Genomic DNA, 20,006 nt, shown 5'->3' on the forward strand with positions numbered 1-20,006 from the left:
CGGCTCAGGGGGCCTGTGTCCTGCGTAAAGACGCAAAAGACGCTTTCCATGGCGGGCTCAGCGCGGGCCCTCCATGGCCCGCTATGCTTTACTCCGGACACAGGCCCCCATCGCTTCAGGTTTATCCGCTGTCTGTGTGACTTCCGGTGTATCAGTCGTTAGCATAGCCCTGCGGCGGCAGCGGTTCGCCATCCAGCCAGGCCTTACCGTCACGCATCGCCAGCCGTCCCTCAACAAACCAGTCGATGACCAGCGGATAGATGGCGTGCTCCTGATGCTGCACCCGCTCCGTGATCTCCGCCTCCGTGTCGTCGGCAAAAATCGGTACTTTTGCCTGCAGGATCACCGGCCCGCCATCCAGCTCGTCAGTGACAAAATGCACTGACGTGCCATGCTCGCTGTCACCGTTCTCCAGCGCCTGACGGTGCGTATGCAGGCCCGGATATTTCGGCAGCAGGGAAGGGTGAATATTCAGCAGGCGATCGTGAAAATGGGCCACGAATGCGCTGCTGAGAATACGCATATACCCCGCCAGGACGACAAGATCGGGCGAGTACGCTTCAATCTCAGCGATCAGCTGGCGATCAAAGGCGTCACGGTCGGTGAAATCGCTGGCGGCCAGCGCGTGAGCCGGGATGCCCGCCTCACGCGCCCGCGTTAAGCCAAAGGCAGCGGCGCGGTTGCTGAACACGGCAGCCACGCTGCCGTGAATGCGCCCGCTGGCGCAGGCGTCAAGGATGGACTGAAGATTGCTTCCGTTGCCGGAGATCAGTACAACCAGCTTTTTCATCCGTTGATGACCACACGCTCTTCCGCCTCTGACGCTTTGATCACGCCGAGCTTCCAGGCTTTCTCACCGGCCGCTTCCATCAGCGCGATCGCTTTATCCGCGTCGGCCGGGCTCAGGGCGATGACCATCCCGACGCCGCAGTTAAAGGTACGGTACATCTCGAAACGGCTGACGTTACCGGCCTGCTGCAGCCAGCTGAAGACGGCCGGCCACTGCCAGCTCTTCTCATCAATCACCGCCTGGGTGTTGTCGGGCAGCACGCGAGGAATATTTTCCCAGAAGCCGCCGCCGGTCAGGTGTGCGATAGCATGCACATCGACCTGTTCAATCAGGCTCAGGATATTTTTCACGTAGATGCGGGTCGGTTCCAGCAGATGATCAGCCAGCGGTTTGCCTTCAAGCTGTTCGGTCAGCGGATCGGTGTTGCTGACTTCCAGAATCTTGCGCACCAGCGAATAGCCGTTGGAGTGCGGGCCGCTGGAGCCGAGAGCGATCAGCACGTCGCCATCCTGCACCTTGCTGCCATCAATGATTTCTGATTTTTCCACCACGCCCACGCAGAAACCGGCCACGTCGTAATCTTCGCCGTGATACATGCCTGGCATCTCGGCCGTTTCACCGCCGACCAGCGCACACCCTGACTGCAGACACCCTTCGGCGATGCCGGTGATCACCGCGGAGGCAGTGTCCACGTCCAGTTTGCCGGTCGCGTAGTAATCCAGGAAGAAGAGCGGCTCAGCACCCTGTACCACCAGGTCGTTAACGCACATCGCCACCAGGTCAACACCAATGGCGTCGTGACGTTTGAGATCCATCGCCAGACGCAGCTTGGTACCAACGCCATCGGTGCCGGAGACCAGCACGGGTTCACGGTATTTCTGCGGCAGCGCGCAAAGCGCACCAAAACCGCCCAGTCCACCCATCACTTCCGGGCGACGCGTCTTTTTCACTACGCCTTTAATACGGTCAACCAGGGCATTACCAGCATCAATATCAACACCGGCGTCTTTGTAACTGAGAGAGGTTTTGTCGGTCACTGCGAGGTCCCCACGCGAGTTGCGGTTGGTGGTTAAAATAAAGCGCGGCAATTCTAACAGTGCAGGCAAACGTTTGCGAGTCCGGGATTGCGCATCGGACAATTTTCATTAATCCTTGTTTATCCCGGCCAGACTCGCGGCTTTGCGCAAGGACAGGTGGCGCAGAGCGGAAAAGGCGGTATAATCCCGCGATTTTTTTTTAGCTCAACTCATTCCGGGAGAACACCAATGAAGATCGTGGAAGTCAGACACCCGCTGGTCAAACATAAACTGGGCCTGATGCGTGAGCATGATATCAGTACAAAGCGCTTTCGTGAGCTGGCGTCTGAAGTGGGCAGCCTGCTGACCTACGAAGCGACCGCCGATCTGGAAACGGAGCGCGTCACCATTGAGGGCTGGAACGGCCCGGTTGAAATCGATCAGATCAAAGGCAAAAAGATCACGGTAGTGCCGATTCTGCGTGCCGGTCTTGGCATGATGGAAGGGGTTCTGGAGCACGTTCCCAGCGCCCGTATCAGCGTGGTTGGGGTTTACCGTGATGAAGAGACGCTGGAGCCGGTTCCCTATTTCCAGAAGCTGGTTTCTAACATCGAAGAGCGCCTGGCGCTGGTGGTAGACCCGATGCTGGCGACCGGGGGCTCAATGATCGCCACCATCGACCTGCTGAAAAAAGCGGGCTGCACCAGCATTAAAGTGCTGGTACTGGTTGCCGCCCCGGAAGGGATCGCTGCACTGGAGAAGGCACACCCTGACGTTGAGCTCTACACGGCGTCCGTGGATCAGGGACTGAATGAGAAGGGTTACATCATTCCCGGACTCGGCGATGCCGGGGACAAGATTTTCGGAACCAAATAAATCGCATAGCCGACCAGAGAGTCGGCTTTTTTTTGCAAAAAAAAGCTCTCCGACCGGGGCGGGTTTGCCGCAGGGCTGACCCGCGTGCCTGAGGCTGTGCCTGAAGCGCGCACCCGTGGGGAAAATAACATAAGGGGATAAATGATGACTCGTCGCGCCATTGGCGTCACTGAACGACCGCCGTTACTGCAAACCATTCCACTCAGCCTGCAACACCTGTTCGCCATGTTTGGTGCCACAGTGCTGGTGCCGATTCTGTTTCACATCAACCCGGCGACGGTTTTGCTGTTTAACGGCGTCGGCACGCTGATCTACCTCTTTATCTGTAAGGGCAAAATCCCCGCCTATCTCGGTTCCAGTTTCGCCTTTATCTCGCCGGTACTGCTGTTACTGCCGCTGGGCTATGAGGTGGCGCTGGGAGGATTTATCCTCTGCGGGGTGCTCTTTTGCCTCGTGGCGCTGATTGTTAAACGCGCGGGAACCGGCTGGCTGGACGTGATGTTTCCGCCAGCGGCGATGGGCGCGATTGTCGCCGTAATCGGTCTGGAGCTGGCGGGCGTAGCAGCCAATATGGCGGGCCTGCTGCCGGCAGAAGGCAGTGCACCCGACAGTAAAACGGTGCTGATTTCGCTGGTGACCCTGGCCGTCACGGTATTTGGTTCGGTGCTGTTCCGCGGCTTCCTGGCGATCATCCCTATCCTGGTCGGCGTGGTGGCGGGTTATCTGCTCTCCGCATTTATGGGCATCGTGGACTGGCGCGGCGTGGTCAGTGCCCCCTGGTTTGCTTTGCCGACCTTCTATACGCCGCGCTTTGAGTGGGTGGCGATGCTGACAATTCTCCCCGCCGCGCTGGTGGTGATTGCCGAACATATCGGGCATCTGGTGGTCACGGCTAACATCGTGAAGAAAGATCTCATCCGCGACCCTGGCCTGCATCGCTCAATGTTCGCCAACGGCTTGTCGACGGTGATCTCCGGCTTCTTTGGCTCCACCCCGAACACCACCTACGGCGAAAACATCGGCGTCATGGCGATTACCCGTGTCTACAGTACCTGGGTGATTGGCGGTGCGGCGATTCTGGCGATCCTGCTCTCCTGCGTCGGCAAACTGGCGGCGGTGATCCAGGCGATCCCGGTGCCGGTTATGGGCGGCGTGTCGCTGCTGCTGTATGGCGTGATCGGCGCTTCGGGTATCCGCGTCCTGATCGAATCGAAAGTCGATTACAACAAAGCGCAAAACCTGATCCTGACCTCGGTGATCCTGATCATTGGCGTCAGCGGCGCGAAGGTGCACATCGGCGCGGCAGAGCTGAAGGGCATGGCGTTAGCGACAATCGTGGGCGTCGGACTCTCATTGATCTTCAGGGTGATCTCGCTGCTGCGTCCGGAAGAAGTGGTGCTGGACGCCGAAGAATCCCGCGAGCCCTGATCGCATCGTGACGGACAGGATCGGGGCAGGGACGCCCCATTCATCTCTTTCTGAAAACTGTGATAGACTTCCCCCGATTTTTTGCTTGTTCTCTTGCTGAGGTGCTTCTGAACACGCCGGCACAATTGTCATTGCCACTCTATTTACCTGACGATGAAACCTTCGCCAGCTTCTGGCCGGGGGAGAACCCGTCGCTGATTGCCGCGCTGAAAGGCGCTCTCAGCCAACAACATGGCAGCTATCTCTACTTCTGGTCACGCGAAGGCGGCGGGCGGAGTCATCTGCTGCACGCCGCGTGCGCCGAAATGTCCGCACGCAGTGAAGCGGTCGGGTATGTGCCGCTGGACAAACGCACCTGGTTTGTACCGGAAGTGCTGGAGGGGATGGAGCAGCTGTCACTGGTCTGCATCGATAACATTGAGTGCATTGCCGGTGAGCCGGAGTGGGAGATGGCGATCTTCGATCTCTACAACCGCATTCTGGAAACCGGCAACACGCGGCTGTTCATCACCGGCGATCGTCCACCGCGCCAGCTGAATCTGCAGCTGCCCGATCTCGCCTCGCGCCTGGACTGGGGGCAGATCTATCGCCTGCAGCCGCTCTCCGATGAAGATAAACTGCAGGCGCTGCAACTGCGCGCCGGCTTACGCGGTTTTGAGCTGCCGGAGGATGTGGGACGTTTCCTGCTGAAGCGACTGGACCGTGAAATGCGCACCCTGTTTGAGACGCTGGATCGGCTGGATCGTGCCTCGATCAGCGCCCAGCGCAAACTTACCATTCCCTTCGTTAAAGAGACGCTCGGCCTTTAAAGAATGTCGAGCACCGCTTCCGGCGGACGTCCGATTCGCGCCCGATCGCCCTTGATCACAATCGGCCTTTCAAGCAGTTTCGGATGGGCGGTGAGCGCGTCCAGCAGCGCACTTTCCTCTTTATCACTCAACGCCAGTTCACTGTAGAGCGCTTCTTTCGTGCGCATCAGCTGGCGTGCGCTCTGCATCCCCAGCTTCTGCAGCAGACTCTGCAGCGTCTCGCGGTCAGGCGGCGTATGCAGATAGAGCACCACTTCCGGTGTCAGGCCGCGGGCGTTCAGCAGGGCCAGAGTTTCGCGGCTCTTGCTGCAGCGCGGGTTGTGGTAAATCGTCACCATGTCAGGCTCTCCCTTTTTGGCTGTTATGCTCAGCCTTTCTGATATTGTTTGAAACGCTGCTGCAACTGACGCAGCTGATCGATACGGGCATCGTAGCGCGCCTGCTTCAGGCTGCCGAGCGGCACCTGGGCGCTGGCGCTGCTCAGTGCGCTAATCGCCTGATCGAGCTGACCATTCAGTGCCAGACTCTCGGCCCGCGCCGAGAGCTCCTCATCATTCAGCCCCTGCTGAGCAGAAGCCTGCGCCAGTAAATCCCAGCCGTTGGGGTCATCCTTGTTTGCCCAGGTGTAGCGATTCAGAATGCGGCTGGCGCTGGCATACTGTTTCGCTTCTACATAGGCATTCGCCAGGTTGAGCTGCACCACCGGGCTGTTTTTCGCCCCGGTAGCCGCGGTGAGCAGGGCAATCGCCTGCTGCGGCTGGTTCAGGCCGATATCGATATCGGACATGATGTCGAGGAACCAGACATTACCGGGCTGCTTCGCCAGCAGTGGGGTCATAATCCGCTTCGCGTCGGCAAAACTCTTCGCCTGCAAAAACTGTATCGCTTTGCCATATTGTGAGGCCAGCTGCTCACGCGAATTGCCGCTGGCATACTGGCTAAGCAGTTCGTCAGTAAGCTGATTGCGCCCGGTGGAGTACATGCCCAGCGCCCGGACCTTCGCCAGATAAAAATCTTCCGTCGACTGCACGACTACTGGCCGCATCTGGTTGGCGCGGTTTCGGGCATCCGCCAGACGGCTGTCGGGCAGGGGGTGTGTCAGCAGAATTTCCGGTGGCTTTGACGAGAAGCGGCTCTGATCGGCCAGCTTCTGCAAAAAGTTCGGCATCGCCTGCGGATCGAATCCGGCGCGCTGCAGCACCTGAATCCCGATGCGATCTGCCTCCTGCTCATTTCCCTGGGTAAAGCTGATGATCCCCTGCTGGGTGCCCGCCAGCGTACCGGTCAGTGCGGCCATGCCCGCCTGCGGACTCGCCATCGCCAGCAGAATGGAGCCCAGCGCACCGACCCAGGTCAGCGGCGCATTGCGCTTCTGATCTTCCATCGCGCGCGCCAGATGGCGCTGGGTAACGTGAGAAATCTCATGCGCCATTACCGACGCCAGCTGGCTTTCATTCTCGGTAAAGCGGAACAGCGCGGAGTGCAGCACCACATTGCCGCCAAAGAAGGCAAAGGCGTTCAGCTCATCGTTCTGTATCAGAAAGAAGTGGAACGGCGTTTTCACCGAGTCAGCGTGCGCAACCAGGCGCTGGCCGAGTTGATTGATGTACTGATTGAGAAGCGGATCGTTGATCAGCGGTGCGCTGGCGCGAAGCTGGCGGACATAGAAGTCGCCCATCTGCAGCTCCTGATTAATCGACAGCGTCGAACCGGCCGTGGTGCCAATATCGGGAAGAGAATCACTGACATCAGCGTAAGCCGGTGACAGCGTGGACAGAATGAGCGTCGGCAGAAGCGCGGCGATCAGCGTTTTTTTTAACCGGTTCAACATGCCTTAATCCTGTAGAGAGGCTCTGAAAAGAGACAGGTGCGCAGCGGGTAGGTTCCCTTTTCCGCAGATAACGACGGTTTGCGCCTATCTTAACCAGTGCCCGAAAAGAAAGAAATGCTGTTTTCGGGGCCAGCCGGCGGCGCGGTTTGTGCAAGATCAGCGAATATGACGAAAAAAATTGAACATTCCTGAAACCTAAACCGTAGTTAAACGGATAAGTCGGGGCAGGGGATTGCCCGCGCCGGCGCGCAATTATACAACGGCTTATTTACCCTGCTGATTGAGTCCGGCATGAATAAAGCAGAATCTTCTGTCGGTCTTCTGACGTTAATCCGCTTTCCTTTTTAAAGTTATGTAAATTCACTCAAAAAAACTGAATATGGCATGATTTTTTCCAGGTCAAATCTGAAAAAAACAGCGAAACGCATGGGTTTAATTCCGTTTTTACATTGATAAATTCAATCGTTATTCCGGCCATATCTGTTTTTTTCTATTTAACGCTGGCTGTTATTTTTTAAATCTTTCCCCTGTCGCCATAAATAAGGCGGCCCTTATCGCGGGCCAGTGATAAGAAGATGGTTTTTAGTCGCTAATGAAATTTTTCGATTAATTCAGGCGGTGAATCATTTCTGCTGTCATCAGCAGCGTGCCTGCCCGCCTTTCCTTCAGGAGAGAATCACGTCCGCGCTGTGATATAGATAGCCGACCTGATTCAGTCCTGAATAGGCCAGAGATTATTTGCCGGAGAGAAGTGTTATGCGTTCAGCTATTTCGTACGCGTTAATCGCCATTATCGGTGGCGTAGTGGGTGCGGCTGTTACACAGAGTGGCACTATTTATGACAAAGTCACACGCCATTTTGCCTCAGAGCCTCAGGAACCCGCCGGATTCTGGAGTACACCGGCGATTGAAGGCTACGGCAAAATTCATTATGAGCCTGATGCCGCCTTTAAGCCGGTGCCGGGTCTGAGCAATAAAATCGTTTTCCAGATCACCCGCAGCGATGGCGCGATGACCGCACCCAATCTGGGACTGGAGCGCGTCGCGCGGGTAGTGAATCTTTATATCGCCTCTGGCGTTCCGGCCGATCAGCTGAAGTTTGTGGTTTCGGTTACCGGTGACGCGACCCCCGCCATGCTGGATAACGCCCATTTCAAACAGTTTTATGGCATCGACAATCCCAACCTGAAGCTGATTAACGAGCTGAATCAGGCGGGCGTCAAAGTCTCCGTGTGCGATCAGTCGGTGGCCTTCCACCACTATCCCAACAACTGGATTGATAAATCCGTTGTGCATGCGCTTTCCAGTCCAACCACGGTCTCAACGCTGCAAAATCAGGGGTATGCGTGGCTGGCAATGTAATTAACGTTTTATTTTATCGGGAGAATATCTGATGCGTCCAGCAACTTTAGTGGTGGTGGCAGCCGTCGCGGGATTTATTGGCGGCAATGTTTTACAGCTGCCCGCTTTATTTGGTAAGGCCAGCGATAAACTGGCGGAGAATAAAACCGAGCCTGCCGACTTCTGGAGTACACCGGCAATTGAGGGGTATGGCAAAATACATTATGTCGATACGCCAGCCTTTAAACCCGGCACAACGACAGGCCTGAGTAATAAAATCGTCTTTCAGATCAACCGCAGTGAAGGCGATATTCGTAAACCGAATCTCGGTCTGGAGCGCGTCGCGCGTGTAACCAACCTCTATTATGCGGCGGGTGTGCCGCTCGACCAACTGAAATTTGTGGTATCCATTAACGGCGACGCGGTTTCATCTGCCCTGAATAATGCGCAGTTCAGCAAAGCCTACGGTGTCGATAACCCGAACCTGAAATTAATCAGCGAACTGAAAAAAGCGGGTGTGCAGGTCACTATCTGTGACCAGTCAGTGGCGTTTCATCAGCTGGAGCGTGACTGGATCGACCCGATGGTCACCCACACGATCTCCAGCGGCACCACAGTCGCCACCCTGGAAAACAGCGGTTACGCCTTTCTGATGCTCTGATCCTCCTGACAGCGGCGTCATCGCCGCTGTCATCTGCTGTGCTTTGCTTTTCCTGTAAGGCGGACCGGCCTTACTCCTTTCTTCTCACCGGATGCGCCCTGTCGCTTCAGGCTGGCCTTAATTGCCGCGGCTCCTACGATAAAACGTCATGTTTACCGGGGTTCGGGACCACTATCTATCGTGCTTTTTCCCTGTCAGCAGAGAAGCCCTGATCATTAAATCAGTGCCAGGATAATTTGTATTTAGTCGGCTGTAATTTGTCTTAATGCTGCTCAAAAAGGCCAGCAGGGTGTAGACTTAAGCCCGGATTATCAGCTGGCTTTCATTAAAAAAATAATCAGGCATTCATGACATGACTTCCTTCTTCGGGGCGGCAACGCCATGCTAAAGCTGTTTCGGCCTAAAGCCGATTTACGCAATCTCATCGCCCTGCTGGTCATTGTCAGTATTGTCATTACGCTCGCCAACACACTTTACGCCACCTGGCGGGTGCAGCGTCAGGTGCTGATCGATTCCACGCTTGAAGCTAACCGCGCCTATGCCGCCAAGCTCGCCTCTACCAGCGAAATCTTCTTCCAGCTGGCGCAGTCACAGCTGCACTTCAGCGCCAATCAGCTCAGCCGTGACTTCAATAATGATGCGTTGCTGAGCAGTGAGGTCAACCGCCTGCGTGAGCAGACCACCAGTTTTAACTCGGTGGTGGTGGTGGATGGGCAGGGCGTGGTCAAAGCGATCTCGCCTGAGTCCCTGACCCTGAAAGGCATGCATCTCACCAGTGATGCCTCGCGCGAAGCGCTGACGCTGCGGCAGCCGGCAATCAGCAAACCGACGCTGTCACCGGCTAATAATCTGCTGGTGTTTGTCTCGTGGCCGATCTGGAGCGAACAGGGCGACTATCTGGGCTACGTCGGCGGCACCATCTATCTGAAAAAGAAAAGTATTCTGAATGCGCTGCTGGGTGAACAGTTCTATCGTGATGGCACCACGGTCTATGTGCTCGACAGTAATAATGAGGTGCTGTATCACCAGAATCGTCAGCTGGTGGGCAAAACCCTGCCTGCCATCGTCAGTCCCAACGGTGAGGAGACCAACGGCTCGCTGATGATGACCGGTGCGGGAGAATCCACGCAGCTGGCCGGCTATGCCGTCGTTCCGACCACCGGCTGGACGGTGGTGGCCCTGAAGCCCATCAATGCCACGCTCGATCCGCTTTCCGGGCTGTTAATGAAAGTGCTGAAAAACTCGGTGCCGTTTGCGCTGCTGACCCTGCTGGTGGCTGTGGTGCTGGCGCGACTGATCGCCCGGCCGCTGTTTCAGCTGGCACGCAAAGCCAGCCGGATGGATGCGCAGGGCGTCTCTAAGGAGATTGGCGGTATCAGCGCCTGGTACTTTGAGGCCGCACAGGTGAAGCGCGCGCTGCTCACCGGTATCGGCCTGGTGCAGGACAAAATCGGCCGTCTCAGCTCAGAAGCGCAGACCGACCCGCTCACCCAGCTACTGAATCGCCGCGGGCTGAACGCGGTCCTGGAGTATTATCGCACGCTGCGCCAGCCTTTCGCGGTGCTGGCACTGGATATCGACCATTTCAAAAACGTTAACGACAGCTGGGGCCATGACGTCGGTGATCGGGTGATTCAGCAGGTGGCCAGCACGCTGCGTGCCAGCGCCCGTCACTCGGATGTCGTATGCCGCAACGGCGGAGAAGAGTTTCTGATGCTGCTGCCAGGAACGTCGCTGGATGAAGCGCAGGTCATCGCAGAGCGGGTGCGGCAGGGCATTGCAGAAGCCTGGCTCAGGGATGTGGGGCGGATTACCCTCTCTATCGGTGTCGCGGCCTGGAAAGGAACGCAGGATGCCGGGCTGGAAGTGAGCCTGAAACAGGCGGATGCCGCGCTTTATGAGGCAAAGAATGCCGGGCGCAACTGCGTCATCGTTGTCCGATCTTAACGGTTCGGGAAGCGGGGAGGGCGGGGAAAGAGAAAGAAGAAGGGCGCGGCACCCAGGCTACCGCGCCCTTACGATCAGGCGGACTTAACGTAATCCAGCACCATGTCGTGGTGATTCGAGGTCTTGAAGTTATCAAACACTTTCTCAACCTTGCCCTCTGCATCCACCAGGAAGCTGATGCGATGAATGCCGTCATAGGTTTTACCCATAAACGTTTTTTCACCCCAGACGCCAAACGCCTGGCAGACTTCATGGTTTTCATCTGAGAGCAGGGTAAAGTTCAGCAGCTCTTTTTCCGCAAAACGTGACAGTTTTTCCGGTTTGTCGGTGCTGATACCCAGCACTTCCACACCCGCTTTTTTCAACTCATCCATGTTGTCACGCAGACCGCACGCCTGCACGGTGCAGCCTGGCGTCATCGCTTTCGGGTAGAAGTAGACCAGAACGCGCTGTCCCTGGAAGTCGGTCAGATTCACTTGTTCGCCGTCCTGATCGGGCAGGCTAAATGCGGGTGCGGTGTCACCGGCTTTCAGTGGATTCATCACATCTCTCCATTTTTTTATTCAGGCTGTGGGTAATACACCATCCAGCGAAAAACAACCAGAGGGAACGTTACCATCAGGGGGTATTTCACCACATAGCCGGTCACGTTTCAGTGGCAGTAATGTGGAGAAATAACTCCGGTTTATTTGCAAAGTTTAGCGCACCGCGCTGACAGATTCGCTGCTGTCGGCATCTGACACACTATAGAGGCGCAGCGTGCCCTGGGCATTCAGCTCCTGACACAGCGCATTGAACGCCTGCTCAAAGGTGGTGCCGCTGGTGCGTGTCGGACTGTGTGCCGTCATCTGAATATAGAGTGTCGGCGGCAAACTCTGTTGCGCGGGGGTGATGCGCGACACCAGTTCCGCCACGTTCATCTGATGCTTATCAATGAGATCGGTAAAGCGCTCGATGATGTGCGGTGAATCGGCGACCTCAACCTGGATAAAGGCGGTATCAGGCATCGGCGGGCGTAACCGCGCGTTGGTACGCTTCATGACGATCAGCAGCTCCAGCTCTGCCCCTTTCAGCGGCAGCGTCGATTCAATCAGCGTGATCGCATTCCAGCTGCCGGACAGCAGCATGATAAACGTGAATTCATCCCCGAGCATGGCAAGACGGCTGTCTTCAATATTGCAACCACAGCTGCTGACGTGTCGGGTAATGGTGTTGACGATACCCGGACGGTCAACACCGAGGGCGGTGATCACCAGATGATGGGGCTGAGATTGCGACAAAATGGCTTTTCCTCTGCTTTCGCTAATAACCATAAGGTAAACATAAAAAAAACTGCTGACAAGCGCGGGAATGGCGTGGCTTGCTTGCTTTTCCCTAAGCGTAAAACGTACCATGAAGCACTTGTTTGTCGAGGGGATCGCCAATGTTTACGGGAAGTATTGTTGCACTCGTTACGCCAATGGATGACAGCGGTAATGTCTGCCGGTCGAGTCTGAAAAAACTGATTGATTATCACGTCGCCAGCGGCACCGCGGCGATCGTTTCCGTCGGCACCACAGGCGAGTCTGCCACCCTGAGTCATGAAGAGCATGGCGATGTGGTGATGCTGACCCTGGAACTGGCCGATGGCCGTATTCCGGTGATTGCCGGAACCGGGGCTAATGCCACCGCTGAAGGCATCTCCCTGACGAAGCGTTTTGAACATTCCGGCGTGGTGGGTTGCCTGACCGTCACCCCTTACTATAACCGCCCGACGCAGGAAGGGCTGTTCCAGCACTTTAAAGCGATTGCTGACAGCACCAGCCTGCCACAGATGCTCTATAACGTTCCCTCACGTACCGGTTGTGACATGCTGCCGGAAACCGTTGCCCGCCTGGCCGAAATCAAAAATATTATCGGAATCAAAGAGGCAACCGGGAACTTATCGCGGGTTAGTCAGATCCAAGAGCTGGTTAATGAAGATTTCATTCTGGTGAGTGGCGATGACGCGACGGCACTGGACTTTATGCAACTGGGCGGCAAAGGCGTCATCTCGGTGACCGCGAACGTGGCTGCGCGCGAAATGGCGGAAGTCTGCCAGCTCGCACAGCAGGGCAATTTCGTCGAGGCACGCCGCCTGAATCAGCGTCTGATGCACCTGCACCAGACGCTTTTCTGTGAACCCAATCCTATCCCGGTGAAATGGGCAGCGAAGCAGCTGGGATTAATCGCTAACGACACGCTGCGTCTGCCAATGACGCCACTGACAGCAGCCAGCCAGCCGAAAGTGGAACAGGCGCTGGTGAAAGCGGGTTTGCGATAATTTAGGGAGTTTGAATGAATTACTCAGTAAAGCGGTCAACAATTGCCACAGTGGTGGGGCTTTCTACCCTGATGCTGTTGTCGGCCTGTTCAACCGATCAGCGTTATAAGCGCCAGGTCAGCGGCGACGAATCCTATCTTCAGGCCAGTGAACTGCATGAGCTGAAAGCGCCTGCCGGAATGATCCTGCCGGTGCAGCGTGGCGACTATGATGTGCCCCGCACCGCCAGTCAGGGCCCTACCGGCAAGCAGCTGGACATCCGTCCGCCAGCACAGCCGCTGGCACTGATGAACGGCACCCGCGCGCAGTTCAGTAACAATACCGGCGCGCTGATCATTGATAACAGCCGTGGCTCGGTCTGGTCGCAGGTCGTCAATGTGGTGCAGTCCTACAAATTCCCGATCGCCTCCCGCAATGATGCCGGTCAGCAGCTGACGACCGACTGGGTTCAGTGGAACCGTGCGGATGAAGATCAGCAGTACCGCGGTCGCTATCAGATCAGCGTGCAGTCGCAGAGCTATCAGCAGCTGCTGACCGTGCGTCTGCTGGAGCTGCAGCAGGATGGGAAAACCATCACTTCACCTGCCCAGATCCAGCGTTACACCGCGCAGATGCTGAATGACATCAGCACCGGCATGGACAAGATCGATACCGCCAGTGAAAACGCGGCATCCGGCCGGGTGAATGGCGCGATCGATGTGCAGAGCGGTGCCGATGATACCGGTCTGCCTATGCTGATCCTGCGAACGCCTTACAACGTGGCCTGGCAGCGTCTGCCAGACGCAATGAAACGCGTTGGCATGGAGGTGACTGACACCACCCGCTCTACCGGCAGCATGAAGGTGACCTACAAGTCACTGAGCAGCAGCGACTGGGATTCCTTGGGCGCGAAAGATCCGGAATTGCCGAACGGCGATTACAAAGTGCAGGTCGGCGATCTCGACAACCGCACCAGTCTGCAATTCATCGACCCGAAAGGGCATGTGCTGACCCAGTCGCAGAACGATGCGCTGGTGGCCGTGTTCCAGGCGGCGCTGAACAAATAAAGTTGCCTCAGGCCGGAGATTCTCCGGCCTTTTTTTTTTGTTTTTGGCATAATAGCGCGCGGCGAAGTAAACGATTGCGTCAAGGCAATCGCCGCAGCGGCGCTGGCCGCTGAACACCCGTTATTTCAAGTCTGGAGTGAACAAGATGCAAAAGCGAGCTGAGTTGTATCGCGGTAAAGCGAAAACCGTATACAGCACCGATAACCCGGATCTGCTGATACTCGAATTCCGCAACGATACGTCAGCAGGTGATGGCGCCCGAATCGAGCAGTTTGATCGTAAGGGAATGGTTAACAATAAGTTTAACCACTTCATCATGACCAAATTGCAGGAAGCGGGTATCCCGACCCAGATGGAAGCGCTGCTGTCCGATAATGAGGCGCTGGTCAAGAAGCTGGAGATGGTACCGGTAGAGTGTGTGGTGCGTAACCGCGCCGCAGGATCGCTGGTAAAACGTCTGGGCGTGGAAGAGGGCATGGTGCTTAATCCGCCGCTGTTTGATCTTTTCCTGAAAGATGATGCAAAGCATGACCCGATGGTCAACGAATCCTACTGCGAAACCTTTGGCTGGGTCAGTAAACAGAACCTGGCGCGGATGCAGGAGCTGACCTTTAAAGCTAACGAGGTGCTGAGCAAGCTGTTCGACGAGGCGGGTCTGATTCTGGTCGACTTCAAACTGGAGTTTGGTCTGTTCAACGGTGAAGTGACGCTGGGCGATGAGTTTTCCCCGGACGGTGCGCGCCTGTGGGACAAAGAGACGCTGGATAAAATGGACAAAGACCGTTTCCGCCAGAGCCTGGGGGGTGTAGTGGAAGCCTATGAGGCGGTGGCACAGCGACTGGGCGTTAAACTCGACTGAGTCTGACGACCGTGCAGAACATAAAAAGGAGAGCCCCGGCTCTCCTTTTTTCATTTTGGCGTAAAGCTGGTGATTGCTTCGTCGCACAACTAAAATCATGCCATCTGAAGATTATCAAAGGGAGTAGAGCATGCGCTGGCAAGGGCGTCGCGAGAGCGACAATGTAGAGGACCGTCGCGATCAGTCATCCGGTTTTGGCGGCGGCGGACGCCAGATTCGTCTGCCACGTGGTAAAGGCGGCATCGTGCTGCTGATTGTGGTGGCGGTAGCAGGCTATTACGGTTACGACCTCACCGGACTGCTGACCGGCGGCGACGTGGCACCGACCAGTCAGCAGCAGCGCAGCGTCAGCGCCAATGATGATGAGGCGGCGAAATTCACGAAGGTGATTCTGGCTACCACTGAGGATACCTGGGGCAAACTGTTCCAGCAGATGAACAAGCAGTATGTGGCTCCGAAGCTGGTGATGTATCGCGGCGCAACCCGGACCGGCTGTGGCACAGGCCAGTCAGTGATGGGACCGTTTTACTGTCCTGCTGACCAGACCGTCTACATTGACCTCTCCTTCTACGACGAGATGAAGACGAAACTGGGCGCGGGCGGAGACTTTGCTCAGGGGTATGTGGTCGCCCATGAAGTGGGTCACCACGTGCAGAAGCTGCTGGGCATTGAGCCAAAAGTGCGTGAAATGCAGCAGGGCGCCAGCCAGACACAGGTCAATCAGCTCTCCGTCAAAATGGAACTGCAGGCGGACTGTTTTGCCGGTGTCTGGGGACACTACATGCAGAAGGAAAACATTCTGGAAGCGGGCGATCTGCAGGAGGCGCTGAATGCTGCCGAGGCGATTGGTGATGATCGTCTGCAGCAGAAAGGTCAGGGGCGCGTGGTGCCGGACAGCTTTACCCACGGCACCTCTGAGCAGCGCTACACCTGGTTCAAGCGCGGATTTGATGGTGGCGATCCAGGACAGTGCAACACCTTCGCCAGCAACTGATGTCTCTGCCACAGCAGACGCAGCTTATGCAGCAGGCCGGTGTCCGTCGTCTGGCGGTGATCAGCGGCGACCCGGCCTGGTGTGTGATGCGGGCTGTAGAGTGGCGTGAAATGCTCCCGGGCGACTGGCTGCAGGTGAGTCCTGAACCGCTGTTTACGGGGCCCTCTGAGGCTCCCGAACCGCATAAACCGCCCGCAGCGCTGCGAACGCTGCTTGGCCGCGAGTTTCATCACGCCATTTTTGACGCCCGACAGGGATTTCATGCCGAGGCTTTCGCTGCGCTGGCGGGGACGCTCAGCGCCGGTAGCTGGCTGTTACTGCTGGTGCCGCCCTGGGGGCAATGGTCGCAGCAGCCTGACGCCGATAGCCTGCGCTGGGCAGATGTTGCGGAACCGATCGCGACGCCCGGTTTTGTTCGCCACCTGCAACAGCTGATAATCGGCGATGAGCAGGTGCTGCTGGTGCGTCAGCATCAGCCTGACCGTTTTCCGCCTCCACCGGACTGGCCGCTCTGGCACTGTCAGGCACCGCAACAGCAGCAGGCGATACTCGATCAACTGGCGACGATGCCTTCCGGCGTCGCGGTCCTGACGGCCGCTCGCGGACGGGGCAAATCGGCGCTGGCGGGCATGCTGGCCCGGCAGAACGGGCAGTGTCTGGTGACTGCCCCGGCCAGAGCCTCCACGGATGTGCTGGCGACCTTTGCTGCTGAGGCTTTCCATTTTATGGCCCCGGATGCCCTGCTGGCGTCGGATCCCGTGCCAGCGGCGTCGTGGCTAATTGTGGATGAAGCGGCGGCCATCCCGGCTCCACTGCTGCAGGCGCTGGTCAGCCGCTATCCCCGCGTCCTGCTGACTACCACCGTGCAGGGCTACGAGGGGAGCGGGCGCGGGTTTATCCTTAAATTCTGTGCCGGGCTGCCGCAGGCACGCTACTTCACGCTGGATGAGCCGCTGCGCTGGTCGCGTCACGATCCGCTGGAGCAGTGGCTGAATGCGGCGCTGCTGTTTGAGGATGCCGCTGCCACCACGCCCGCTTCTGCCGTGACGCCACACCCGGTCCCGCGTCACGATTTCCCCATGCTGGAGGCCGCCTATCGTCTGCTGACCAGCGCGCACTACCGCACCTCGCCGCTCGATCTGCGCCGCCTGCTGGATGCACCGGGTATGCAGCTCTGGCGGGCAGGGGAGCCGCCGGGTCTGCAGGGGGCGCTCTGGCTGGTGGAGGAGGGCGGGCTGGAGCCCGCCCTGGCGCAGGCGGTCTGGGCAGGCACCCGGCGACCGCGCGGCAATCTGGTGGCGCAGTCGCTGGCCGCACACGCGGGTCTGGCTGAGGCGGCAATCCTGCGCTCGCTGCGCATCAGCCGGATTGCCGTGGCGGCGGAGAGCCGCCGTCGGGGAATGGGGCAGCAGCTCGTGGCCGCTGCCGCCCGCGCCGCCGCCGATCGCGACTACCTCTCGGTCAGCTTCGGCTACACTGAATCTCTCTGGTCATTCTGGCGCGCCTGTGGTTTTACGCTGGTACGGATTGGCAGTCAGCGTGAGGCCAGCAGCGGCTGTTATGCGGCGATGGCCATCCTGCCCTGTTCTGCAGCCGGCGAGGCATTGCAGCGTCGCGCGGCAGACCAGCTGGCGCGTGACTGGCCGCTGTTGCGCCAGCACATCGCGCTGGATCTGCAGTTTGAGGCGAGGTGTGATGATGGATGGCGTGTGCAGGACATCCCGCTGGCCGCGGGTTTTGCCTGGGCGCAGCGCCCACTGGAAGCGAGCCTGCCGGTGTTGCAGCGTCTGGTGGCGGCCAGTGCGGCCCCAGACTCACTGCTGGCCGCAGCGGTAAGCACACCGGATGCGTTAAGCGGGCTGGCACACCAGGCGGGCATAAGCGGACGCAAGGCGCTGATTTCGGTACTGCGTCAGCAGGCGGCAGCCGCCCTGGAAAGTCTGGGCATTCGGCAGGATGCGCTGCACCCGTCGTTGAAATAATTCGACCAGCGGGTTCAAATAATCCTCATATCATTCTTTGCCAGCTGGCGTAGAGTGAATAACGGAGGTCACTATGACACTGAAATATGTAATCGTTCAACAGCCTGCCACCACGGCTCAGCTGTTTCTGCTCTACCATGGCGTAGGCGATAACCCGGATTCGATGGGTGAGATTGGCAGCTGGTTTGCCCGGACATTTCCTGAGGCGCTGGTGGTTTCTGTTGGCTCGCCGGCTGCGGGCCGTCAGTGGTTCAGCGAGGCTGAACTGCACGATATGACGCTACAGCAGCGGGTTAACGCGGCGATGCCACAGTTTGTGGAATCCGTGCGTCACTGGCAGAAAAAAAGCGGTGTGCGCCCGGAAGCGACGGCGTTAATCGGTTTTTCCCAGGGCGGCAGTATGGTGCTGGAAGGGGTGAAAGCCCATTCCGATCTGGCCGGCCGCGCGGTAGTGTTCAACGGCCGGTTTATTACCCTGCCGGAGAAAGCCAGCACCCGTACCACGGTTCACCTGATCCACGGTGATTATGATGAGCAGATTCCGGTGTTTCATGCGCAGCAGGCGGAGCAGCGACTCACCGCCAGCGGAGGCGACGTCACGCTCGATATCGTCGACGATCTGGCGCACGCTATTGATGACCGCAGCATGACGCTGGCGCTGAATCATCTGCGCTACACGGTGCCAAAACGCTACTTCGATGAAGCGTTAAGCGGGGCAAAACCCGGTGACGATGATGTCATTGCGATGATGTAAAAATGCCCCTGCAGAGCAGGGGCATTTTCGTTACTTCTTCTTCGGCCAGTCGTCTTCGTCATCCCACTTATCGTTAAAGTCACGGTGGGGCGGCAGGTCAGGTTTGTTATCCATGAATTTTTTATGGTCGATCCGTTTCAGATCTTTATAGACATTCATCAGCACGCCAACCATCAGCAGGATCACCAGGATCCACCAGTAATCTTTGATAAATTCCATTTGCTGCTCCTTAACATCGCCATCAGGCGATCAGTTGTTCCATGATGCGTTGGTACATCCGGCTTAGCATCTGCAGGTCGGAAGCTTTCACACACTCATTGATTTTATGAATGGTGGCATTCACCGGCCCCAGTTCCACCACCTGCGCCCCCATCCGGGCGATAAACCGGCCATCGGAGGTGCCGCCCGTCGTCAGCAGCTGCGGCTTAATTTCATTATAGTGCGCTACCGCTTTCACGACGGCATCAACCAGCTTTCCGCGTGAGGTCAGGAAGGGCTGACCTGAAAGTTTCCACTCAATGGTGTAACGCAGCTGGTGACGATCCAGCAGTTCTGCGACCCGCTGGCGGATCATCTCATCGGTGAGTTCGGTGCTGAAGCGGAAGTTGAACTGCACAAACAGCTCGCCGGGGATCACATTGTTGCTGCCGGTGCCCGCCTGGACGTTGGCAATCTGCATACTGGTGGCCGGGAAGAACTCATTACCCTGATCCCACTCCGTCGCCACCAGCTCATTCAGGGCAGGCATCGCGCGGTGAACCGGGTTGTCAGCCAGATGCGGATAGGCAACGTGACCCTGCACGCCATGTACCATCAGGTTGGCGGTGATCGAGCCGCGTCGGCCATTTTTTACCACGTCACCCACCACTTCGGTGCTGGAAGGCTCACCGACCAGGCAGTAGTCGAGGCGTTCCCGGCGCGCCATCAGCCGTTCCACCACTTTCACCGTGCCGTTGGCACCGCTGGCCTCTTCGTCAGAGGTGATCAGAAAGGCGAGTCGCCCTCTGTGATGGGGACGGGCTGCCACAAAACGCTCGGCCGCGACGACCATGGCCGCCAGCGATCCTTTCATGTCGGCCGCACCGCGACCAAACAGCATGCCGTCGCGGATGGTGGGTTCAAACGGCGGGTTAATCCAGCGGCTGGCATCGCCCGGCGGCACCACATCGGTGTGACCGGCAAACGCCAGCGTTTCCCCTTCGCCACGGGTGGCCCAGAAGTTCAGGGTATCGTCGATGTTCATCGTCTCAATCTGAAAGCCAATGGCTTCAAGACGGGCGATCAGCAAAGCCTGACATCCGGCATCATCGGGGCTGAGAGAGGGACGACGAATAAGCTGCTGCGTCAGCTCAATGACCGGGCAAAACATA

At 57.6% G+C, this 20,006-nt stretch carries 20 protein-coding genes; 12 read left to right on the plus strand and 8 right to left on the minus strand.

Features of this window, described 5'->3' with window-relative positions:
• Positions 1-151 precede the first annotated feature (151 nt).
• Both purN and purM read right to left on the minus strand, forming a co-directional pair.
• On the minus strand, positions 152-790 hold the full coding sequence (gene purN, locus HFD97_RS17145; RefSeq protein ID WP_058957413.1) for a phosphoribosylglycinamide formyltransferase: 639 nt from the start codon (positions 788-790) through the stop codon (positions 152-154).
• Positions 787-1,827 carry a phosphoribosylformylglycinamidine cyclo-ligase gene (purM, locus tag HFD97_RS17150; protein ID WP_009088773.1) on the minus strand — a complete coding sequence of 347 codons (1,041 nt, stop codon included), beginning with the start codon at positions 1,825-1,827 and terminating at the stop codon, positions 787-789. Before purM ends, purN begins: the two co-directional genes overlap by 4 nt.
• A 228-nt stretch (positions 1,828-2,055) precedes the next feature.
• On the opposite strand from purM, the gene upp reads away from it, so the two are divergent.
• The 3 genes from upp (at position 2,056) to hda (ending at position 4,919) form a co-directional block, all read left to right on the plus strand.
• The gene (gene upp / locus HFD97_RS17155) at positions 2,056-2,682 is read left to right on the plus strand and encodes a uracil phosphoribosyltransferase (protein ID WP_009088774.1); all 627 of its coding nucleotides are present in this window, start codon (positions 2,056-2,058) and stop codon (positions 2,680-2,682) included.
• 144 nt (positions 2,683-2,826) lie between these two features.
• Positions 2,827-4,110: a uracil permease gene (gene uraA / locus HFD97_RS17160; RefSeq protein WP_046102358.1), complete on the plus strand. Its 1,284-nt coding sequence runs from the start codon at positions 2,827-2,829 to the stop codon at positions 4,108-4,110.
• A 107-nt stretch (positions 4,111-4,217) separates the two neighbouring features.
• Positions 4,218-4,919, plus strand: coding sequence for a DnaA inactivator Hda (hda, locus tag HFD97_RS17165; RefSeq protein ID WP_219854829.1), 702 nt, complete (start codon positions 4,218-4,220; stop codon positions 4,917-4,919).
• Here the strand turns inward: hda and arsC are convergent.
• A complete protein-coding gene (arsC, locus tag HFD97_RS17170) occupies positions 4,916-5,257 on the minus strand; it encodes an arsenate reductase (glutaredoxin) (protein WP_167431289.1) in 342 nt (113 codons plus the stop codon). The genes hda and arsC overlap by 4 nt on opposite strands.
• A gap of 29 nt (positions 5,258-5,286) precedes the next feature.
• Positions 5,287-6,750 (minus strand): M48 family metallopeptidase, encoded by a 1,464-nt coding sequence (locus HFD97_RS17175; protein WP_009088781.1) that lies wholly within the window; start codon positions 6,748-6,750, stop codon positions 5,287-5,289.
• A gap of 756 nt (positions 6,751-7,506) precedes the next feature.
• Between HFD97_RS17175 and HFD97_RS17180 the strand changes: the two genes are divergently transcribed.
• The 3 genes from HFD97_RS17180 (at position 7,507) to HFD97_RS17190 (ending at position 10,699) form a co-directional block, all read left to right on the plus strand.
• A complete protein-coding gene (locus tag HFD97_RS17180; protein ID WP_009088784.1) occupies positions 7,507-8,112 on the plus strand; it encodes a DsrE family protein in 606 nt (201 codons plus the stop codon).
• Positions 8,113-8,143: 31 nt separating this feature from the next.
• Positions 8,144-8,752, plus strand: coding sequence for a DsrE family protein (locus HFD97_RS17185; RefSeq protein ID WP_167431290.1), 609 nt, complete (start codon positions 8,144-8,146; stop codon positions 8,750-8,752).
• A gap of 381 nt (positions 8,753-9,133) precedes the next feature.
• Positions 9,134-10,699: a sensor domain-containing diguanylate cyclase gene (locus HFD97_RS17190; RefSeq protein ID WP_009088788.1), complete on the plus strand. Its 1,566-nt coding sequence runs from the start codon at positions 9,134-9,136 to the stop codon at positions 10,697-10,699.
• A gap of 74 nt (positions 10,700-10,773) precedes the next feature.
• Here HFD97_RS17190 and bcp read toward each other — a convergent pair whose 3' ends face one another.
• Together bcp and HFD97_RS17200 are read right to left on the minus strand one after the other, a co-directional pair.
• Entirely contained in the window at positions 10,774-11,241 is a 468-nt protein-coding gene (gene bcp, locus HFD97_RS17195) for a thioredoxin-dependent thiol peroxidase (protein ID WP_009088790.1), read from the minus strand.
• Between the two features lie 156 nt (positions 11,242-11,397).
• Positions 11,398-11,979, minus strand: coding sequence for a glycine cleavage system transcriptional repressor (locus tag HFD97_RS17200; protein WP_009088792.1), 582 nt, complete (start codon positions 11,977-11,979; stop codon positions 11,398-11,400).
• A 143-nt stretch (positions 11,980-12,122) separates the two neighbouring features.
• On the opposite strand from HFD97_RS17200, the gene dapA reads away from it, so the two are divergent.
• From dapA to ypfH, 6 genes are all read left to right on the plus strand, one after another.
• A complete protein-coding gene (gene dapA / locus HFD97_RS17205) occupies positions 12,123-13,001 on the plus strand; it encodes a 4-hydroxy-tetrahydrodipicolinate synthase (protein ID WP_009088794.1) in 879 nt (292 codons plus the stop codon).
• 14 nt (positions 13,002-13,015) lie between these two features.
• A complete protein-coding gene (bamC, locus tag HFD97_RS17210) occupies positions 13,016-14,047 on the plus strand; it encodes an outer membrane protein assembly factor BamC (RefSeq protein ID WP_150028937.1) in 1,032 nt (343 codons plus the stop codon).
• A 145-nt stretch (positions 14,048-14,192) separates the two neighbouring features.
• Positions 14,193-14,906 carry a phosphoribosylaminoimidazolesuccinocarboxamide synthase gene (purC, locus tag HFD97_RS17215; RefSeq protein WP_009088797.1) on the plus strand — a complete coding sequence of 238 codons (714 nt, stop codon included), beginning with the start codon at positions 14,193-14,195 and terminating at the stop codon, positions 14,904-14,906.
• A gap of 130 nt (positions 14,907-15,036) precedes the next feature.
• A complete protein-coding gene (locus HFD97_RS17220) occupies positions 15,037-15,900 on the plus strand; it encodes a neutral zinc metallopeptidase (RefSeq protein ID WP_009088799.1) in 864 nt (287 codons plus the stop codon).
• Positions 15,900-17,882, plus strand: a complete 1,983-nt coding sequence (locus HFD97_RS17225) for a tRNA(Met) cytidine acetyltransferase TmcA (RefSeq protein ID WP_167431534.1) — start codon at positions 15,900-15,902, stop codon at positions 17,880-17,882. Before HFD97_RS17220 ends, HFD97_RS17225 begins: the two co-directional genes overlap by 1 nt.
• 73 nt (positions 17,883-17,955) lie before the next feature.
• Positions 17,956-18,636 (plus strand): esterase, encoded by a 681-nt coding sequence (gene ypfH, locus HFD97_RS17230; RefSeq protein ID WP_009088803.1) that lies wholly within the window; start codon positions 17,956-17,958, stop codon positions 18,634-18,636.
• A 30-nt stretch (positions 18,637-18,666) separates the two neighbouring features.
• Here the strand turns inward: ypfH and HFD97_RS17235 are convergent, their stop codons facing one another.
• Complete coding sequence (locus tag HFD97_RS17235) at positions 18,667-18,855, minus strand: YpfN family protein (RefSeq protein ID WP_009088805.1); 189 nt, start codon at positions 18,853-18,855, stop codon at positions 18,667-18,669.
• Positions 18,856-18,877: 22 nt separating this feature from the next.
• A complete protein-coding gene (dapE, locus tag HFD97_RS17240) occupies positions 18,878-20,005 on the minus strand; it encodes a succinyl-diaminopimelate desuccinylase (protein WP_009088806.1) in 1,128 nt (375 codons plus the stop codon).
• Position 20,006 lies beyond the last annotated feature (1 nt).

Source organism: Pantoea sp. EKM103V (assembly GCF_011800365.1).
GTDB lineage: Bacteria > Pseudomonadota > Gammaproteobacteria > Enterobacterales > Enterobacteriaceae > Pantoea > Pantoea anthophila.